11 protein-coding genes, 1 tRNA gene and 1 pseudogene are annotated in these 19,553 nt (G+C 61.0%); 10 read left to right on the forward strand and 3 right to left on the reverse strand.

Going from position 1 to position 19,553, the window contains the following annotated elements:
• Positions 1 to 60 precede the first annotated feature (60 nt).
• From G1C98_RS08960 to G1C98_RS08985, 6 genes and pseudogenes are all read left to right on the forward strand, one after another.
• Positions 61 to 1,038 (forward strand): DsbA family protein, encoded by a 978-nt coding sequence (locus G1C98_RS08960; RefSeq protein WP_169080857.1) that lies wholly within the window; start codon positions 61 to 63, stop codon positions 1,036 to 1,038.
• Between the two features lie 96 nt (positions 1,039 to 1,134).
• Positions 1,135 to 1,208, forward strand: a tRNA-Thr gene (locus tag G1C98_RS08965).
• Positions 1,209 to 1,549: 341 nt separating this feature from the next.
• Positions 1,550 to 3,103: an aggregation-promoting factor C-terminal-like domain-containing protein gene (locus tag G1C98_RS08970; protein ID WP_169080858.1), complete on the forward strand. Its 1,554-nt coding sequence runs from the start codon at positions 1,550 to 1,552 to the stop codon at positions 3,101 to 3,103.
• A 23-nt stretch (positions 3,104 to 3,126) separates the two neighbouring features.
• Positions 3,127 to 3,942: pseudogene (gene rsmA / locus G1C98_RS08975) on the forward strand (16S rRNA (adenine(1518)-N(6)/adenine(1519)-N(6))-dimethyltransferase RsmA); the annotation flags it as partial.
• Between the two features lie 86 nt (positions 3,943 to 4,028).
• Complete coding sequence (locus tag G1C98_RS08980; RefSeq protein ID WP_169080860.1) at positions 4,029 to 4,940, forward strand: 4-(cytidine 5'-diphospho)-2-C-methyl-D-erythritol kinase; 912 nt, start codon at positions 4,029 to 4,031, stop codon at positions 4,938 to 4,940.
• 31 nt (positions 4,941 to 4,971) lie between these two features.
• Positions 4,972 to 5,604: a LytR C-terminal domain-containing protein gene (locus tag G1C98_RS08985; RefSeq protein WP_169080861.1), complete on the forward strand. Its 633-nt coding sequence runs from the start codon at positions 4,972 to 4,974 to the stop codon at positions 5,602 to 5,604.
• Positions 5,605 to 5,726: 122 nt separating this feature from the next.
• Here the strand turns inward: G1C98_RS08985 and G1C98_RS08990 are convergent, their stop codons facing one another.
• A complete protein-coding gene (locus G1C98_RS08990) occupies positions 5,727 to 7,166 on the reverse strand; it encodes a CCA tRNA nucleotidyltransferase (RefSeq protein WP_169080862.1) in 1,440 nt (479 codons plus the stop codon).
• Between the two features lie 87 nt (positions 7,167 to 7,253).
• On the opposite strand from G1C98_RS08990, the gene G1C98_RS08995 reads away from it, so the two are divergent.
• From G1C98_RS08995 to G1C98_RS09010, 4 genes are all read left to right on the forward strand, one after another.
• A complete protein-coding gene (locus G1C98_RS08995) occupies positions 7,254 to 7,958 on the forward strand; it encodes an NUDIX hydrolase (protein WP_169080863.1) in 705 nt (234 codons plus the stop codon).
• Positions 7,955 to 10,150 (forward strand): DUF6049 family protein, encoded by a 2,196-nt coding sequence (locus G1C98_RS09000; protein WP_169080864.1) that lies wholly within the window; start codon positions 7,955 to 7,957, stop codon positions 10,148 to 10,150. Before G1C98_RS08995 ends, G1C98_RS09000 begins: the two co-directional genes overlap by 4 nt.
• On the forward strand, positions 10,147 to 13,794 hold the full coding sequence (locus G1C98_RS09005; RefSeq protein ID WP_169080865.1) for a murein biosynthesis integral membrane protein MurJ: 3,648 nt from the start codon (positions 10,147 to 10,149) through the stop codon (positions 13,792 to 13,794). Before G1C98_RS09000 ends, G1C98_RS09005 begins: the two co-directional genes overlap by 4 nt.
• Positions 13,795 to 15,005: 1,211 nt before the next feature.
• Positions 15,006 to 16,649: a RecQ family ATP-dependent DNA helicase gene (locus G1C98_RS09010; protein ID WP_169080866.1), complete on the forward strand. Its 1,644-nt coding sequence runs from the start codon at positions 15,006 to 15,008 to the stop codon at positions 16,647 to 16,649.
• Positions 16,650 to 16,807: 158 nt separating this feature from the next.
• On the opposite strand, the gene G1C98_RS09015 is transcribed toward G1C98_RS09010, so the two are convergent.
• Positions 16,808 to 18,226, reverse strand: coding sequence for a ParB/RepB/Spo0J family partition protein (locus G1C98_RS09015; RefSeq protein WP_169080867.1), 1,419 nt, complete (start codon positions 18,224 to 18,226; stop codon positions 16,808 to 16,810).
• Between the two features lies 1 nt (position 18,227).
• Complete coding sequence (locus tag G1C98_RS09020) at positions 18,228 to 19,193, reverse strand: ParA family protein (RefSeq protein WP_169080868.1); 966 nt, start codon at positions 19,191 to 19,193, stop codon at positions 18,228 to 18,230.
• Positions 19,194 to 19,553: the final 360 nt, after the last annotated feature.

The raw sequence follows: 19,553 nt of genomic DNA on the forward strand, positions 1-19,553 counted from the left end.
TTTTCAAGGTTCTGTGGGCTACACTGGGCACGGAGCGAATCTCAAGACAAAGGAGCACGCATGTCCAACAAGGACAATCACCGTCAATCCCGTGCCGAACGCCGTGCAGCCAACGAAGCCGCGGCGAAGGCGGCCGCCGAACGTGCCGCCAAGGAACGCCGCCAGCAGACCATCATCGGCGCATGCGTTCTGGGCGTCATCGTGGTCCTTATCGCGGTGATCGCGCTCTCGATCTGGCAGCCCTGGAAGAACAGCAAGTCCTCGGAAAGCAGTAGCAGCAACGTGACCGTGCAGCAGGCGTACGACCAGCTGCAGAAGGTGAAGAACAAGCCGACCACCGCGAACAGCAAGGGCGGCATTCTGCTCTCGAAGAACGGCGTGAACAAGAAGGTCAGCGGCGCGCCCACGGTGGCCGTCTACATGGACTTCATGTGCTCCGGCTGCGGTAGCTTCAACCGCCTGGTCGACCCCACGCTGGAGAAGATGCTCGACGCCGGCCAGCTGAATCTCGAACTGCACCCCATGTCGTTCGGCGACCGTTGGAGCAGCGACAACTATTCCACCCGCGCCGCGAACATGCTGCTGTACATCACCGAGCATGACGACAACCCGAACCATATCCTCGGCTTCATCTCGAACATGTACGCCGACGACTTCCAGCCGGCCGAGAACTCCGGCGTCACCACGTCCGACGATCAGATGAAGAAGCAGGCCACCAAGGCTGGCGTGCCGAAGAAGGTCGCCGACGCCGCCGTCACTGACAAGTACACCGCCTGGCTGGACGCCATCGACACGTACACCCCGAAGCGCAGCGAACTGTGGAACAAGAGCGGCGACCTCAAGGGTCAGATGACCACGCCGACCATCACGATCAACGGCAAGTTCTGGGATATGAACCAGTCCCAGTCGGTGTATTCCGACACCAAGTCCGGTCTGCTTGCGGCTCTCGGCATCGAGGAAAACAAGGTGGGCGTCGAGGGAACCATGCCGTCGATCGGCGAGAACGGCAAGCCCATCGCGCCCTCTGCCGACAAGTAAGTAGGTACTAGGCAAATAAGATAAGTAGACGCAGATACGCGTTTCATTCCAGCGGAACTGATATGCTTCTCTGTGTCTGTGTGCGCAAGCGCACGCGCCTCTTTAGCTCAGATGGCCAGAGCGGCCGCCTTGTAAGCGGCAGGTCGTCGGTTCGATCCCGACAAGAGGCTCTCTCCCCACACAGGGGAGCGTACGACTGGGGTATATACAACACGTCGCGCGAGTAAGAGTGAAGGGCCTCACCCCCTAAAATCGGCCCTTCCATTAATGGGGCAGGAGCGTCCCCCTAAATTGCTCTGCCCCTAGAGGGGGCGGGAACATTCCCCTTCTCTCCCGCCCCCTCTTTCTACTTCTCCCCCGCCTTGGCGCGGGGGATTTTTTGTGGGGAAATGGCTTGTACTTGGTTCCCGCCAACCGCAACTTCAGCCGCAGCCACTAGGATTGGGCGCTAGTATGCCCGATACGCCACCGGCGGCGAGTCAGCCGTTGGCGAGTCAGGAAAGAGGTTGGTATGGCACGCAGATGGACACCGCAACGGTTTATGATGCTGCGCCGCGTCCGCGTCGTCGTCTGTGTGATCGCGGTGACCGCGATGGCGGTGGCGACGTTCGCATTGACCACACGGAAGGCCGTAGCGCTGAACGTCAACGGCAAGACCACCACGGTGACCACATACGCCATGACCGTCGACCGTCTGCTGCAGGAGCAGCACATCGCCGTACGGTCGCACGACATCGTGAAATCCACGTCCGGCGGCACTCTGACCGATCATGCGGTCGTCACCGTACGCAACGCCTACCAGACCACCGTGAACGTCGATGGCGAGGAGATCCCGTTCTGGACGGTCGCCGACAGCGCCGATCAGCTCATCGGCTTCTTCAAGGCCAACGAAAGCAAGGCCTCCAGCATCACCGTCAATATCGACAACGTGTACAAGCAGCTCACCGGCGGCATGGTGATCAACAAGAAGGGACCGGTCACGGTCATCGCCGACGGCAAGAGCTCGCAGGCTCCCAACGGCAAGCTGCCCGCCGCCTCGATCCTCGATGCCAAGGGCATCACCGTGGGCAAGGAAGACAAGGTGAGCGTGACCGAGCAGGGCTCGCAGACCATTCTGCGCGTGCAGCGCGTGACGCATGGCCAGGAGACGCGCACCAAGGTCGTACCGTTCGAGACGCAGACCATAGAGGATTCCTCGCTGCAGCCCGGCGAAACGGCGATCCGCCAGCAGGGCGAGAACGGCGAGCTCCAGCAGGTGTACAACGTGACATACGTCGACGGCGTGGCCGCAAGCGAGACGCTGGACAGCGAGACCACCACCAAGGCGTCGGTGAATCAGATCGTGGCGGTCGGGCCGGCGAAGCCCGCGCAGTCCGACAGCGACAGCAAGTCGGATGGTACGTCGAACAGCGATTCCGACAGTAAGTCCGATAATGACCAGAACACGTCGAAGAACAGCAAGTCCGATACGTCAAACGGCGCTTCGGATGCCAAGAGCGATACCAAGACTGATACCAAGGCGGACAGCAAGACGGATACCAAGACGGATTCAGGCACATCCGATACCGGCACGAAGAGCGACAGCGACAAGAAGCAACAGCAGAACAGCCAGTCGCAGAATCAGAACAATCAAAACAATCAAAACAACAACCAGAGCAGCAACCAAAACAACCAGCAGAACAACAACCAATCGAACCAGAATCAGAACAGCCAAAACAACCAGAACAGCCAGAACAACACCTCCACCAGCGGCCGCCTCTGGCACCCCAGCCCGGCACAGGCTCAGGCCTACGCGGCCGCCGCGGCGGCGCAACGCGGCTGGACCGGCGCGGATTGGGACGCCCTGGTCTGGATCTGGAACCACGAGTCCAGCTGGATGTGGAACGCCGAGAACCCCTCCTCCGGCGCATACGGCATTCCGCAGGCACTGCCACCCGATAAGATGGGCGCCGGCTATAGGGACGACGCCGCCGTGCAGATTGACTGGGGTCTGACCTATATTGCTGGACGCTATGGCAGCCCAAGCCAGGCCAAACAATATTGGCTGCAGCATAACTGGTACTGATCGAAGGCTTTACGATGACCGACATTTCCGATACCGCATCCGCCGCGCACCTGCTCGGTGCCGCCGACATCCGCCGCATCGCCGACGAGGCTGGCGTAAGCCCCACCAAGAAGTTCGGGCAGAACTTCGTCATCGATCCGGGCACCGTGCGCCGCATCGTGCGCGAGGCGCACGTCGATGCCTCCACGCATGTGCTTGAGGTGGGACCGGGCCTTGGCTCGCTGACGCTGGCGATTCTGGAGACGGGCGCGACCATGACCGCGGTGGAGATCGATCCGCCGCTGGCCGAACGCCTGCCGCAGACCGTAGCGGAGTTCATGCCGGACGCTTCCGGCCGCCTGACCATCGTCAACCGCGATGCACTCACCGTGGGCCCCGATACGCTACCGGAATTCGCTGACGGCAAGCCGTTCACGCTCGTGGCGAATCTGCCGTACAACGTGGCCACGCCGATTCTGCTGACGCTGCTGGAGCGCTTCGATAATCTCGATTCCTTCCTGGTCATGGTGCAGAAGGAGGTCGCCGACCGTCTGGCCGCGGCTCCCGGCAACAAGATCTACGGCACCCCCAGCGTGAAGCTCGCCTGGTACGGCGAGGCGAAGCGCGTGGGCACGATCGGCCGCAACGTGTTCTGGCCTGCCCCGAACGTCGATTCGGCACTGGTGCATTTCCAGCGTTTCGATACGCCACGCCCGCAGGAGCTGCGCGCACGTACCTTCTCGCTGATCGATGCCGCCTTCGGCCAGCGCCGCAAGACCCTGCACGCGGCTCTGAAGAAGGTCGTTCCCGCCGAGGCGTTCGCCAAGGCCGGCATCGATCCGACCAGGCGCGGCGAGACGCTGACCATCGACGAGTTCACGGCCTTGGCCGCAGCCGTGGAAGGCGCGGAAACCCCGAAGAACGCGGCAAACAAGGAGAAGCGCTCATGAGCGAATCCCCCCGCAGCGTCGTCGTCGAATGCCCGGCGAAAACGAATCTCACCCTTGCCGTGGGCAAACCGCGCGAGGAGTGGGCGGGCCGCCACGAGCTGGACACCATCTATTGCGCCATCAGCCTGACGGATACCGTCACAGTCACCGAAAAGCCCGCAGACACGGGGTTCTCGCTGGAACTTGACGGCACGCATCTGGGCGATCTGGCCTCCTCGCAGGCGGATATGCGCCGCAATCACGCCGTACTCGCCCTGTTCGCCATGGCCAAGGCCGCGAACCGCGAACCGAACGTGGGACTGTCCATCACCAAGCGCATTCCGGTGGGAGGCGGACTTGCCGGCGGATCGGCCGATGCCGCCGCCACGATCCTCGGATTGAACGAGCTGTGGGATCTGCACTGGCCAGCGGAACGCCTGCGGCAGGTGGCCGCGACGCTGGGTGCCGACATGCCGTTCTGCGTCACCGGCGGATATGCACGCGGCACCGGATACGGCGAGCGCATCGAATGTTTCGCGCCCGATTCGCCCACGGCCACGGATCTTCGCGCACAGGGCTATGCGGGTTCGCTGGTGGTGGGTGCCTACCAGTCGCAGCTGAGCACACCGGAGGTCTACGCCGCGTTCGACCAGATCGGGGCCGGCGAGGGCGATGCCAATCACCTACAGAAGGCCGCCGTCAGTCTTCATCCCCGCAGCGGTCAGGCCATCGACGCCGCGCTGAAGGCAGGCGCATCGCATGCCTTCGTGTCCGGTTCGGGCCCGTCCGTCGTCGCATTCACCCCCACCCCGGCCATCCGTCAGGCCGTTGTCGAGGCGTGGAAACAAGGCTCCTGCGTCGACCGCATCATCGCGGCGAGCGCACCGGCGGTACCGTCCATCACGCGTCACGGTGACGCGATACAGTGAAACAGCATTTCGAAGCGAAGGGAAAAACGCAATGACTGAGCCGTATGACGAACGTGCAGCCCGCAAAGCGTATATTCGTCGCCGTCAGAAGACGGTGTTCACCGTTATAGCCGTGATCCTCGTGATCGCGCTGGTTGTTTCCTGCCTGATTTCCTTCAAGATCATCGATGTGGAGCCGCATTCGAAAAGCGTCGTCCAGCCAAATTACGGCCAGGCAGTTCCCTGCGCCGCCAAGAACCAGGACGGCACCGCGATGAAGTGGGCGGATAACAACACCGTGCCCGTGCGCGTGCGCAACGGCACCGAGTTCGCCGGACTGGCCAAGGCCGTGGGCGAGGCGCTGCAGGATCGCCAGTTCAATGTGGTGACGATCGACAACTACCCCACTTCCAACGTCACCCGCACCACGATCTATTTCGGTGTGAACGCCATCAATCCGGCCTATACGCTCAACGCGTATTTCAAGGATGCCGTCATGGTGATGGACGACCGTCAGGATCGTCTGGTCGACGTGGTGATCGGCGCCACGTTCAACGACCTGAACAAGGAGAAGGAAGTCAAGAAGCAGGGCGATACCATCAAGGACTTCAAGGGCTGCAAGACGGTCGACGAGCTGAAGAAGGCCGGCCTGCCGAAGGCGTCCGAGCATACCGCCGTCAACTGATCGGAATCGCTTGGCCGGCTGAACCTGCGATTCAGTCCGCAAGCGACAGGAAGGGCCGCTCCCGTACCATTCGGGAGCGGCCCTTCGTCGTTCATAGGCCGTCCAGGCCATTCAGACCGGGCTCAGTCGACCTTCTGACTCTGCTCACCCTGCTGCTCGGCGTACCAGCGCCGCAGCTCGGCCACGGCCACATCATGCTCCACCGGCCCGTTATCGAGACGGTAATCCAGCATGTGCTTGTACGCCTTGCCGATCACCGGGCCGGGTTCGAGGCCCAGCAGATCCATGATCTCGTTGCCGTTGAGGTCGGGGCGGATCGCGTCGAAGTCCTCCTTCTTCTTCAGCTCGCGCACGCGCTCCTCCATCTCGTCCATGGCGCTGGCGAACACCATGGCCTTGCGGCGGTTCTGCGTGGTGGCGTCGGCGCGGGTAAGGCGGTTCAGGCGCTCATACAGGTGGCCCGCGTCCTTCACGTAGCGGCGGACCGCGGAGTCCGTCCACGGTTCGTCCACGTAGCCGTGGAACCGCAGGTGCAGGTTCACAAGTTCGCTGACGTCCTCGACCATATGGTGGTCGAAATGCAGCGCGCGCAGACGCTTGCGGGTCAGCTTCGCGCCGACCACATCATGGTGATGGAAGCTCACCTTGCCGCCCGCTTCGAAGCGGCGGGTCTTCGGCTTGCCGATGTCGTGCATCAGCGCGGCGAGACGAAGCGTCAGGTCGGGGCGCGGCACCGGGCCGTCATCGTCGGTTTCCAGCGCCACTGCACGGTCGACCACGATCATGGTGTGCTCGAACACGTCCTTATGGCGGTGATGCTCATCGATCTGCAGTTCAAGCGCGGGGATCTCCGGGAACACGATGTCCGCAAGCCCGGATTCGACCAGGGCCTCGATGCCGGCGCGCGGCCTGTCGGACAGCAGCATCTTGACCAGTTCGTCGCGCACGCGTTCGGCGGAGACGATGCGTATGCGATCGGTCATGTCGTACATCGCCTCGGCGGTTTCCGGTTCGATGCTGAAGCCCAGCTGCGCCACGAAACGCACCGCGCGCATCATGCGCAGCGGGTCGTCGTCGAACGACTGCCTCGGGTCGACCGGCGTGCGCAGGATGCCCTTGGCCAGGTCGCTGGCACCGCCGAACGGGTCGACGAATTCCAGTTCCGGCACGCGCAACGCCATGGCGTTCACCGTGAAGTCGCGGCGGGACAGGTCGCCTTCAAGCGTATCGCCGTATGCCACTTCGGGCTTGCGTGAATCGGGGTTGTACGCGTCGGTGCGGTACGTGGTCACCTCGACCTGCACTTCGGTGCCGTCGGGGCGGCGGCGCATGGCCCCCAGCGTGCCGAACTTGCGGCCCATATCCCAGAACCCGTCATGCCCGAACCGGCGCAGGATCGGCTCGAACTGCTCGGGGCGCGCCGACGTGCAGAAATCAAGGTCGTGGCTGCGCCGATGCAGCAGCAGATCGCGTACCGGCCCGCCGACCAGAGCCAGTTCATAGCCTTCGGCGGCGAACATTTCTCCCAGTTCCATGGCCTCCGGCCATACTTCGAAATTCACGCGGAACCTTTCCCATCATGTCTTTTTTACTGCCAACAAGCATAACCGTTACCCTATATCCACACGGGTTTGAGTAAGGTAGGAAGCATGATTACTCCCGCGGACCTGGCCCGCATGCTTCAGCATGCCGACGATGACGCGGATAACCATACCCAAAACCACCCCGGCGAGGAGCGCCCGCTGTGGACGTCGCAGTCCGCTCCCGCCAACGGTCGCAGCGATGATTTCGCGTTCGCCGCCATCGCCACGGTGGCTTCCACGCACGTAAGCAGCGGCCCCACGCCGGCCATGATGCCGCAGAAGCGCACCACGGACGGTCCGACGACGTTCGCCTCGCTCGACGCACAGGAGCTGCCGGTCGTACGCGAGTATTCGGCGGGCGGCCTGGTGTTCGACGACAAGGGCCGTGTGGCGATCATCGCACGTCATTCGCGCAGCGGACACCTGGAATGGTGCCTGCCGAAGGGGCATATCGAAAAGGGCGAGACGCCTCAGCAGACGGCCGTGCGCGAAGTGCACGAGGAGACCGGCATTCTGGGCGAGATCATCGATTCCATCGCGACCATCGACTACTGGTTCACCGGCACCTCGCAGCGCGTGCACAAGCTGGTGCATCACTTCGCGCTGCGTCAGATCGGCGGCAGCCTTACGGTGGAAGGCGATCCCGACCATGAGGCGGAAGATGCCATCTGGGTGGATTTCAAGGATCTGGACGACGTGCTCAGTTATCCTAATGAACGGAAAATCGTGTGGCTTTATGCCAAAAAAATGAACAGGCAGGCGGAAGCGTGAGCCAAAACGCCCCCCATATGCTGCGCCGCAGCATCATCGGTATACTCAGCGCGGTGCTGTCCATCACCTGTGGGCTGGCTTGCATGCCGGCGCAGGCCATGGCGGCACAGGCGCAGACCACAACGCAATCAAGCACGCAGCACAAGCAGGTGCTGTCGCTGGACGAGGCGACCTCGGTCGTCACGGATACGTCCGGCTACCATTTCAAGGTCACGATCACCAATACCGACGACCAGCAGTGGCAGGCAGGGCAGCTGTCGCTGAACATCAATTCCGAGTACACGTTCACCTCGCGCACCGATATGCAGGAGTGGGCGCAGGCACAGAACATGATCCCCGCGCCGAACCAGCTCGGTTCCGTTGCGGTGCCGGCCCTGGCCCCCGGCCAGAGCACGACGGCGACCATCGACGCCAAGGCCGATAACGAAGCGCTGAAAAGCATCGTGACATGGGGTCCCAAGCCGCTGCTGGCAATCTACACGCATGATGGCCAGGATGAGGCGCTGCGCAGCTTCCTGACGCGTTCCTCGGCCGGCCTGGCCGCGGCGCAGACGCCGGCCATGCAGATCACGATGGTGGCGCCGTTGTCGAGCGGCCACTGGCAGATATCGGACGATACGCTGGCCTCGATGGTGAGGGATCCGGTCGAATCGGATTCCGGGAACGGCAAGACGGCGAACGGAACCGCGAGCGCCAACGGAACGAATGCCGACGGTACGAACGGATCGTCGGCCGTGGCGCTTGAAGACAATCACGCGCGGTTCGACCGTACGCTGAACAACGTGCTGTCCAGGCATGCCATGCTGCAGGTCGTCGCCGACCCCACGTATCTCGACGCATTGAGCCTGCCGCCGAAGGTGTCCGCGCTGATGCAGCCCGCGGCGTTCGATATCACCGCGTATGCGGCGGAAAGCAACGCGCAGCGCTATACCGGGGCCGGCGTGGAGAGCAGCATGTGGAGCACTGCGGCCGCCGTGTCGCAGTACCGAAGCGCGATCGGCAGCAATACCGCCGACATCGCCACTGTGGCGTGGCAGGGCAAGGGGCATTGGACGTTGCAGGCGCTCACCGAGGCACGCCGTCACGGGTATGACACGGTGATCTCCACCGCCGATTTCGAGGCTTCCAGCAGCGATACCGTGCGTACCGGCACCAATGTGGTCTCCACGGATGCCGGAGATGTCACCGTGCTGGTCGAGCAGCGCGAGTTGAGCAAGCTTGCGCAGGGCACCGCCACCAGTCGTAAGGCGCGTGCGGAGCGCAGCGAGGCGGGACGTTTGGCGCGGTTCGTCGCGCAAAGCGCGTTCTACCAGATGGAGCAGCCGTATACGCAGCGCAATCTGCTGGTCAATTTCGGTTTCGGTGCCAGTTCCTCGACCTTGGATTCCTTCATGAGCGCGGTCGAATCGTCCCCCTGGCTGCAGGCCACCGATCTGGCGACGCTCTGCCAGGCCAGCCCGCAAGCGTCCGACGAGATCACGCAGAGCGATATTCCGAGCGAAAGCGGCATCGACAAGGATGACGCCGCAGTGACGGATTCCGCCATCGCGGCGCTTACGGCAAGCCGCAACAGCATCGTCCAGTTCCGCAATAACATCATGAAGCCCGCCACGTCCCGCGACCAGCGCGATGACGGCGCGGCAGACGGTCAGGAGGCGTGGATCAACCGCATGCTCACCGCCCAAAGCGCCATGGCGTTGCGGGCCTTCACCGCCGACGATTCCAATGCGGCATTGCCCAATGCCATGGTCTCCGGCGCGCAGCGGCTTTCCGGCGCCCTGCTCAACAGCATCGCGCTCACCCCGTCCGAGGCCATCACCATGGTTTCTGAAACGGCGACCATGCCGGTGACGGTCAGCAACGGCACGCCTTTCCCGGCCGAGGTCACCATCTCTTCGATCACCGATTCGTCGGAGATCGCTACCTCCCGACGAACCACCATCACCGTGCCGGCCCATGGCGAGGCCCAGGCGACGTTCCGCCTGAGGGCCGCCACATCGGGCTCGGCGATGACATCCATCACGTTGGAGGACCGCGCGGGGGTTCAGTTCGGGCAAGCGCAGCAGACCGCCATTTCCTGCATATTGAAGATCAGCGATATGACCGGTTTCATCATCATCGCCGCGGCAGTGGTCCTTGGATTGCTTGGACTCTGGCGCCAATTCCATCGAAAAAAGGACCCTGACGAATGAGTTCCAGTGTCGGCCGTAATTCCCTGATCATGGCGTCCGGAACGCTGGCCTCGCGCATCACCGGCCAGATCCGCACCATCCTGCTCGCCGCCTGCCTCGGCACCACCGGCATCGCGGCGAATGCATACCAGACCGGCGCCATGATTCCCCAGGTGCTGTTCACCGTCATTTCCGGCGGCATCTTCAACGCCGTGCTGGTTCCGCAGATCGTGCGCACGCTGAAGATGGCCGACGCGCATGAGCGACTGAACAAGCTCATCACCGTGGCCATCACGCTGCTGCTGGCCATGACGCTGCTGATGATGGCGGCCACACCGCTGCTCACCATGCTGTACCTGAATTCCAGCTGGGGGCCCGCGCAGCGCGCATTGGTGAATTCCTTCACCCTGTGGTGCATGCCGCAGATCTTCTTCTACGGCCTGTACACCCTTCTCGGGCAGCTGCTCGCCGCAAAGGACGATTTCGCCACGTACGCGTGGAGTTCGGTCGGCGCCAATATCATCAGCTGCGCCGGTTTCGTCGTGTTCCTCTGCCTGTTCGGCCGCGCGAGCCATGAACCCATGTCGTTCTGGACCACGGAGAAGGTCATGCTGTCCGCAGGCACATGGACGCTCGGCGTGGCGTTCCAAGCGCTGGTGCTGTTCATTCCGTTGATCCGTCTGGGGTTCAGATACAAGCCGAAATGGGGCATCCGCGGCATCGGCCTGCGTTCCATGGGCCCGGTGGCGGCATGGAGCCTTGGCGTCATGGGCGTTCAGGAAGTGGCCAATATCGTCAACGCCCGCATCACCAACGGCGCCCCGTTCGCCGGTCACGACCTGTACGGCATCGCGGGCAACGGCTCGTACCAAAACGCCTTCACGCTGTATATCCTTCCGTACTCGCTGATCGCGGTGTCGATCGGAACGGCGATCTTCCCGAAGATCTCGCGCGCCGTCGCGGATAACAATCTGGACGAGGCGCGTGGTGATCTGAGCCAGGCGTTGCGTAACGTCGGCATCCTGATGATGTTCTTCACCGCGGCCTATCTGGTCATGCCGGTGCCGATCATCATCGCGCTGCTGCCGAGCGTGGGAATCCAGGAGGCGCAGTTGATCGCCGGCCCCATGATGGCGCTTGTGCTGGGCCTGCCGCTGACCAGCGCCTACCTGCTCATCCAGCGCACGTTCTTCGCGTTCGAGGACGGCAAGCACCCGTTCCTGTTCCAGTTGGCCATGAACATCATCCAGATCGCGTTTTCGCTCACCTGCATGTCGCTGCTGCCACCGAAGGACTGGACCATCTGCGTCGGCCTGTCCATCACCGTCGGCTACGCGTTGAGCTTCCCGATGCTGGTGGTCATGCTGCGCCGCAGGCTCGGCGGCAGCATCGACGGCAGACGCATCGCCGTGACCTATGGCAAGGCGCTGGTCGCCATGATCGTGACCATTGCGATCGGCAAGCTGTTCACCGATCCGTTGTTCGCCCTGCTGCGTGCGGATATGCAAGGCAACCGCATCATGGGACTGAACTGGTTCCAGGCGATCGCATTCTGCGCGATTCTGGCGGTGATCATGGTGGTCGTATACGCCGGCATGCTCATCATCCTGCGCTGCCGGGAATTCACGAGCATCCTCGCCTCCGTGGCACGTCGCTTCCACCTGCTGCCGGCCGATGCGGAATCCGATTCTGCAAACGCGGCGGCCGAAGTGATCGACGCGCCCTCCGAAATCACCGGCACCGTTCCCGTACCGGATATTCCCTCGTTCGACGCTGCGGCCCAGGAACCGCAAGCGACAGCCGCCGAGCCCGATTCCGAAGCATCGCAGGAAGCGGACATGCCAGCCGCCGACGCATCCCCCACCAAAACATCACAAACAACTGTTGAGCCAGCCGTGATTTCGACCAGTCCCACAGCTAAAATGACACCAGCGTCAACGCATTCGGCGTTGCATTCATCTGCGCAAATCGGAGTCGAGAACATGACCAAGCCTCAGCTGGGAGACACCCTGTTCAATCGCTATACACTGATTGCACTGTTGCGCGACGAACCTGGCATCCAAGCTTGGAAGGCCAACGACCGCGTGATGGCACGCGATTGCCAGGTGTTCATCCTCACCGCCACGCAATATCTGGAGCATGTTGCCGCGGCGGCATCCACCTTGGGTCGTACCAAGGGATTCACCCACGTCGTACAGTTCCGTAAGGCCGGCAATGCGGCCGTGCTGATCACCGACATCGAATCCGGCCTGTCGCTTACCGACTATCTCCAAGGGCAGTCCGGCGGCATCCTGGGCTACGAGGCGATTCGTTCCATCATCGGCAGCGCTGCGGCCCTGGCCGGCAACCTGCACACGCCCCGCCTGTCGACCGCCACGCTCCGCATCTCCACCAACGGTCTGGAAATCGCGGACACCGCCATCGCGTCCATGCTGGAGGAACCCACGCAGGCCGAGGACCGTGTACGGGGCGATCAGCTCGTCATCCGCCAGTTGGCGGCTCTGCTGTACTCCCTGCTTACCAAGACGCCGTCGTCGAAGGATATGACCTTCGATCTTCGCAAGCTGAACGATTCCGTTCCCAGCGAGTTCCGCATGATCATCATGCGCGGCCTGGGAATGGATGACGGCACGAACCATACGATTCCGATGGTCTCGCTCAGCGAGCTGACCGCGTTGCTGGGCGATTGGATCCCGCTGGCCCAACTGCCGACGCAGGACATCGCCCTGCCGAGCGCCGCCGGCGAGGGCTCCATCGTCACCGCCGAGGTCGTTCCCATCGACAAGGAGACGCTTGCGGATCTTCCCTCCGCCATCATCACCACGGAGAAGCTGCGCGAACTGACCATCGAGCATACGCCCCAGCCGCGCACGGCAAGCTCCAAGCCCAGCAACGAGTCCGAGCTGCGGCGCAAGGGCGAGGAGAGCCTTTCCAAGCTCGCCACGTCCACCGAAAACACGATCTCCGCCGTGTGGCACAAGGGCCAGGAAGGCGAGGAGGCGTTCAAGGAGCGTCTGAACCGCCCGTCCAAGCACACCAATGCCAAGGAATACAGCAATACCGACCTGTTCGAGGACTTCTCCTTCCAGGCCGATTCCGAGATCAGCTCCGGTGCCGGCAAGTTCGATATGACGACCCAGATCCCCGTCTTCGAGGATGCCGATTCCCCGACCCAGGCGATCCGTCTCAGCGATATGCCGGCCAAGAGCAGCACCCCGGAAGCCCAGCCCCCGGTCGTGCCGCCGGCACCCTCGTATCCGGCCTCGTACCCAGCAACGCATCAGGCCGCCAGCACGTCCATGCAGCAGCCTCCGAGCTTCGCCCCGCAGGCCAAGCCCGCCACAACAGGCAGCGAGGACGACGATCTTGCGGACACCCGTCTGTTCGGCAAATACACCACCGCAACCGTGGTGGTGGCCGTGGCGGCCGTGGTCGTGTTGCTGGCGCTTGGCATCGCGTTGGCCATTATGCATGCCAACAGCAATTCGAACGATCCGACGTCCAAGCAGAACGAATGGTCTGATAGCAACATCGACAATGTGCCGTTCGGCGACGAAGGCAGCGATGAGGGCAATACGTCCTCGGGCAAGGCCGATGGTGCCAATAACGCCAGCGATGAAGGCGAGTACGACTATATCGAGGTAACGGATCTGTTCACCAAGTAGCTTCGATTATGGGCCTGTGACCTATAGGTGTCCTGTATGAATGGGGTCTGGAGCGATTGACGTTCCCGACCCCTTTTTTGTATTGGCGGCTGTTGCATTGGCGGCTGGAGGTTCGACTGTTGGTGATGACCGGCAACTAACGGCAACTAACGGCAATCAACGGCAATCAACGGCGATTGACGGCGAAAGTGCGGCCTGTCCCTATGCTTCCGGCATGTGCGCTACCGGCGTTTTACCCTAGAGATCGCGAATATGGGTTTCGCCCTATGCATGCCCGGAATATAGCCGCTCTCCCTATGGATGCACGGACTTCTTCGCCCCGCAGAAGGCTGAATCATAGCCATATAAGGGGTGACGTAAGGGCATATAGGGCCATACCTATGCCTCTGGTAAATCACAACCAGTTGTTTGCGTCTTGTTCCACTGTTTTCCCTTCGTTTTTCCCCTTCATTCCCTCTCTTTCCTTCCCTTGTACCCCTCTTTTTTCACTCCCCCCCCTATTACACCGATTACACTGCCGATTTTCGCGATTCCGACGGCCATATATCGACGTTTCCTCGCGTTTTTGCCTTTATCAGCGTCGATACGGCTCTCAATGAGCTTCAATGAGCGCAGAAGGAAGACCATAGGCCAGGAACAAGCCTTGATGAACGAGCCCGATGCGGCGATATAGGGCTACACGCAGCCACAAGCGCCAGGAATGACGGCTTTGACGGCGCAATGACGGTACAGCCAAGCATGTTCGGGCGTATCGATGCCTATGTGCCTTGAAAAAGCACTGGGAAAGCCATGAATATTCAGGGGGTTGTGTCGCATTGAGGGCATCTACCAGAGCTCGGTGGATGGTGAGGAGTGAGTTATCCACAATGCATCTCGTCTTCGTGATGACCTTATATTAAGTCCTACTGAAACGCTTAAGTAGTTGGAAAATAAGGGTTTTGCAATGCTATTTTTGATGTACTTTTTTAAAAGTAACTCACACAACCAGCACTTTTGAGGGTATTTCGCCATGCATGCACCGCATGCCGGCACAGTTATCCACAATACCGCTTCCCTTGCAATACTTGGGTTATCCACTGATTGTGGATAACTTATCCACCGATTTTTGGCACGCTGTGCACAACCTGTTTTAAGTTATCCACAATGGCTTCGGGCGTGTCGCGAGCCTCTATTTCCCATTGGTGACCACCGTCTGCGGTAGACACGTGCGTATGGCAGACATCACAGGATGGGCATTACGTACCTTGAAGCGCTTCTACGGCTACGATTCGTTCCGCGGCAAGCAGTTGGACGTCATCACTGCGATCCTGCAGCATCGCGACGTGCTGGCCGTCATGCCGACGGGTGCCGGCAAATCGATCTGCTACCAGATCCCGGCCTGTGCGCCAAGCAAGGACGGCGCACCGGCCTTGGTTCTCGTCATCACACCGCTTCGTGCACTCATGCGCGACCAAGTGTCCCATCTGGGATCACACGGCATCCCTGCCGCCTTCATCGATTCTGAAACCACCGCCGCCGACCGCGGCATCATCTACCAGGCGGCCCGTGAAGGGCGTATACGCCTGCTGTACGTCGCTCCAGAGCGTCTCCCCTCACCGGAGTTCATCCGGTTCGCACAATCGCTCAGAATCCGCCTCATCGCCGTTGACGAGGCACATTGCGTGTTCCAATGGGGGCAGGATTTCCGCCCGGACTACCTCGGCATCGCCTCGTTTATCGAACAGCTACCGGAGAGACCGGTCATAGCCGCATGTACCGCCACCGCAACTCCTGCCGTACGTGACGGCATTGTCCATAACCTGCAACTACAGGATCCTTTGCAGGTTGTTTCCAGTTTTGATCGTCCTAACCTATACTTTGGACGGTACGAGGCGCATTCCAAACAGGATCGCACCACACGAATAACGCAATATGCCAAGGCTCATCGCACCGAAAGCGGCATTATCTATTGCACATCACGTGCACGAACCGAGGAACTGACGGAAGAGCTGCGTACGGCAGGGGTACAGGCCGAATACTTCCACGCCAGAATGGATGAGGATCGCAAGGCCTATGTGCAGGACGCGTTCCTTGGCGGAGCCATCAACGTCATCGTCGCCACCACGGCGTTCGGTATGGGGGTCGACAAGCCCGACGTGCGATGGGTCATCAACGACGGCATGCCCGGCAGTCTTGAGGAGTACTACCAGGAGGCCGGACGTGCGGGGCGCGACGGCAAACCGGCCAGCTGCACGTTGATCTGGGGGCGGTACGAGTTCGATCTGCTCGAACAGCGCATAGACGAGTCGGCGGGATCGGCGTTGGAGGACCGAGAACGCAGATTGGCCAAGACAGCGGCACTGGAACGATGCCAGGCCATGGAGGACTACTGCACCACACGAAGCTGCCTGAGAGCGCATATGCTGCGCTATTTCGGCGAGGAATCGGTGGGACGGCATTGCGGTGCCTGCGACTGCTGCACGGGTAACAGTGGGTTTGCCGGTGCCACAAGCACACGGGATACCCCTGCGGTGTTCGGGCGCACGGCATCGTTTCACGTGGAACATGTGGAACATTCCGATGAGGAACAGGTCATCGACACCGATCTGGTTCAATCCGTGCTGCATTTCATCCAAGCCGTGCATCGCAAGCAAGGCACCGGATATAGCATTGTCAAAATCGTCAACGCGCTCCATGGGTCGCGCAGCGTGTCGATTGTGGGAAGTGGACTGGATCGCATCGAGGGATACGGCTCGTTGGCCGACTACAGCGGCACGCGAATCCGGGCCGTGATCCGGCTGCTCATGGATGATGGTCGACTGGTCCACGGGAAACAGGGCATCGTTCTTCCGGCATCGGACGAGGACGACCAGTAGTCTCATACCCGCTAGATCCGCACAGGCGTACTGCCACACAGAGCGGAACAAATAACGGCGTGCCCCTCCGTATTGCCGGAGGAGTCACGCCGTTGAATATGCTTCACAGCGAACAGCGCAGCAAACGAATCAGGCGACCCGTCTGCCAGGCCGAGGCATCACGCCTTGCCTTGTTCCTTGCCCTGCTCTTCGTTCTTCTGCTCGTTCTGCTGATCACCTTTCTGATCGGGCATCAGCAGGCCAAGAATGCGATCCATGTCTTCCGGCGAGGAAAACACGATTTCGATATGCCCATGCTTTGGTGTTCCCTTGATGGAAACCTTGGTTTCAAAGCGATGCTCAAGGTTAGATTTGATAGGAGAATTCGCCCAGGGGTCTCCCCTCCGTGCACGTGGCTTCTTCGGCTTGGTGGAGTTCAGGTTCGCCATGGCAACGATTTCCTCGGTGCTACGTACAGAAAGGCCCTCGGCGATGATGCGGTTGGCGAGTTTGTCCATTTCCTCCGCTTCGCTCAGGCCGAGCAGCGCACGCGCGTGACCTGCGGAGAGAATGCCTGCCGCGACTTTCTTCTGCACGCTGGCAGGTAGGTTCAGCAGACGCAGGGTGTTGGCGATCTGCGGGCGGGACTTCGACACCGACTTGGACAACTGCGCCTGGGTCAGGCCGAATTCATCGACCATCTGCTGGTAGGCTGCGGCTTCTTCCAACGGATTCAGCGCCACGCGATGCAGATTCTCCAGCAGTGCGTCGCGCAGCATGTCGTTGTCGGCGGTGGTCTTGACGATGGCGGGAATGGTATCCAATCCGGCAAGCTGCGATGCGCGCCAACGGCGTTCGCCCATGATCAGCTCGTAGGGGCTGTCCATGCGTCCGTCGAAACGGTTCGCCGGCTTCGTGCCGGCCTGCGCCTTACGTGCCTCGGCGATCTGCTCGGCGGGGCGCTTCCGTACCACGATGGGCTGGAGGATGCCGACTTCCTTGATGGAGGCGGCAAGTTCGTTCAGTTCGTTCTCATCGAAGATGGAACGCGGCTGATGAGCATTCGGCCCGATCTCATCAAGATTCAGCTCGGCAAGGTACCCGCCTTCGACCGGCTTCAGCTTGGCTTGGTTGGACTGCTCATCCTGCTGCTTGGTATCCGACGGCGCATCGGTTTTCGTTGCATCGGCCTTGCCACGGCGCTTGGGCTGAAGCGAGACGGTATCGTCGAAGAACATGTCGCTGGGGTGCGCGATGTCTTCGATGCCCGGCATGGTGACGCGTCCCTTCGATGTGCTGCTATGCGGGGACACGGCATGCTGGATGGACGGGATATGAACCGGAGCGTCTTCCTCCACAACGCTGGTCGGCTTCGTGGACTGGGTTGTAGTCTTCGGTTCGGTCGGCTTTGCGTTCTGTGCGGCGGCACTGCGTGGCTCGCCAAGCACGACCTTCCGCTCACGCTCCGCAGCCAGGGACTGTTTCATATCGTCACGTGCAGTTTCACGTGAAACAACGTGTTGCTCATGGGAACCCTCGCCGGGCAATGCGGGGAACAAAGCGCCGAGGCCCTTCCCAAGACGGGATTTCGATGCCATATCAGGCCTCCTTCATTCGAGATGCGATCGCATCCAGCACCACCGGGGAACGGCGTGCGATCTCCAGCGCCGCTTCGCCGTACGCGATGGCGCCCATGCCTCGCGGATCATAGGAGATGACGCTCTTGTTGAAACTCGGGGCCTCGGAGATCTTCACCGTTCGGGGGATCGTGGTGTCCAGCACGATCGACGGGTAGTGGCTCTTCACCTCGTTGTACACTTCGCGGCTCAGCAACGTGCGCTTATCGAACATGGTGACCATCATGGTCGAGACGGTGAGGATCGGGTTGAAGTGTTCCTGAACCAGACCGATGGTGTTGATGAGCTGGCCGAGACCTTCAAGCGCATAGTATTCGGCCTGAATCGGAATAAGCATCTCGCGCACCGCGCACATGGCGTTGATCACCAGCAGACCCAGGCTCGGCGGGCAGTCGATGAACACGTAGTCGAAATGCTCGTTGCTTTCGTGCAGGAACTGCTGCACCGCTTCGTTGAGCAGATTGTTGCGGTTCTCGAACTGCGCGACCTCAAGCTCGGCACCACTCAAATCGATGGATGCCGGCACGACGTCCAGGCTGGGGAAATCGGGGCACTGCCTCTTGACTTCCGCAATGGTCATGCGTCCTTCCAGCACGTCATACACGGAAGGTTCGCCGGATTCATGCCTGACGCCAAGGGCGGTCGAGCAGTTTCCCTGCGGATCCATATCGATGACCAATACCCGCGCACCATTCTTCGCAAGAGCAGCGGCAAGATTGACGGTCGAAGTAGTCTTCCCCACCCCGCCTTTCTGATTGGCGACTGCGATCAGACGCGTACGTGCGGGCTTGGGAAACTTCGCTTCCTGCAAACGGGAATAGCGATTGAATTCGTGCGTGATTTCCGCCCCCATCGTCGAATCACCCGATGAGAAAATACGATTGATGGTATCTTCGGCGGACTCAATCGGCATGTCCTGATCTGCCATGAACAACTAACTCCTTGGTGTACTAATCTGTATCCAGTTTTGCCTTTTGTATGGACAGAGGAACCCTGTTTTCCGATTTGTGGATAACAATGTGGGCAACTGTGGATAAATCGGGTTTTTCTGTGGATAACCTATTATTGCCGTTCGCGGTCATCCCCTCTGCCTGAACGTTTTTCGAGGTTTTGCGACAATGTGGAAAACTGTGGATAAGTTATCCTCATTATGCCCGGCTGGCCCCTGCATCCGACCCCCGCACGCCGACGCTCAGGGCGGATCCACCACCCTGCGCACATGAGATGTTTCACATGAAACACACAAGAGTTCCAGCCGCGTCCATTCGCGCCCCATCTATATACCAGA

The sequence above is a fragment of the Bifidobacterium erythrocebi genome, from assembly GCF_012932675.1.
Lineage (GTDB): Bacteria > Actinomycetota > Actinomycetes > Actinomycetales > Bifidobacteriaceae > Bifidobacterium > Bifidobacterium erythrocebi.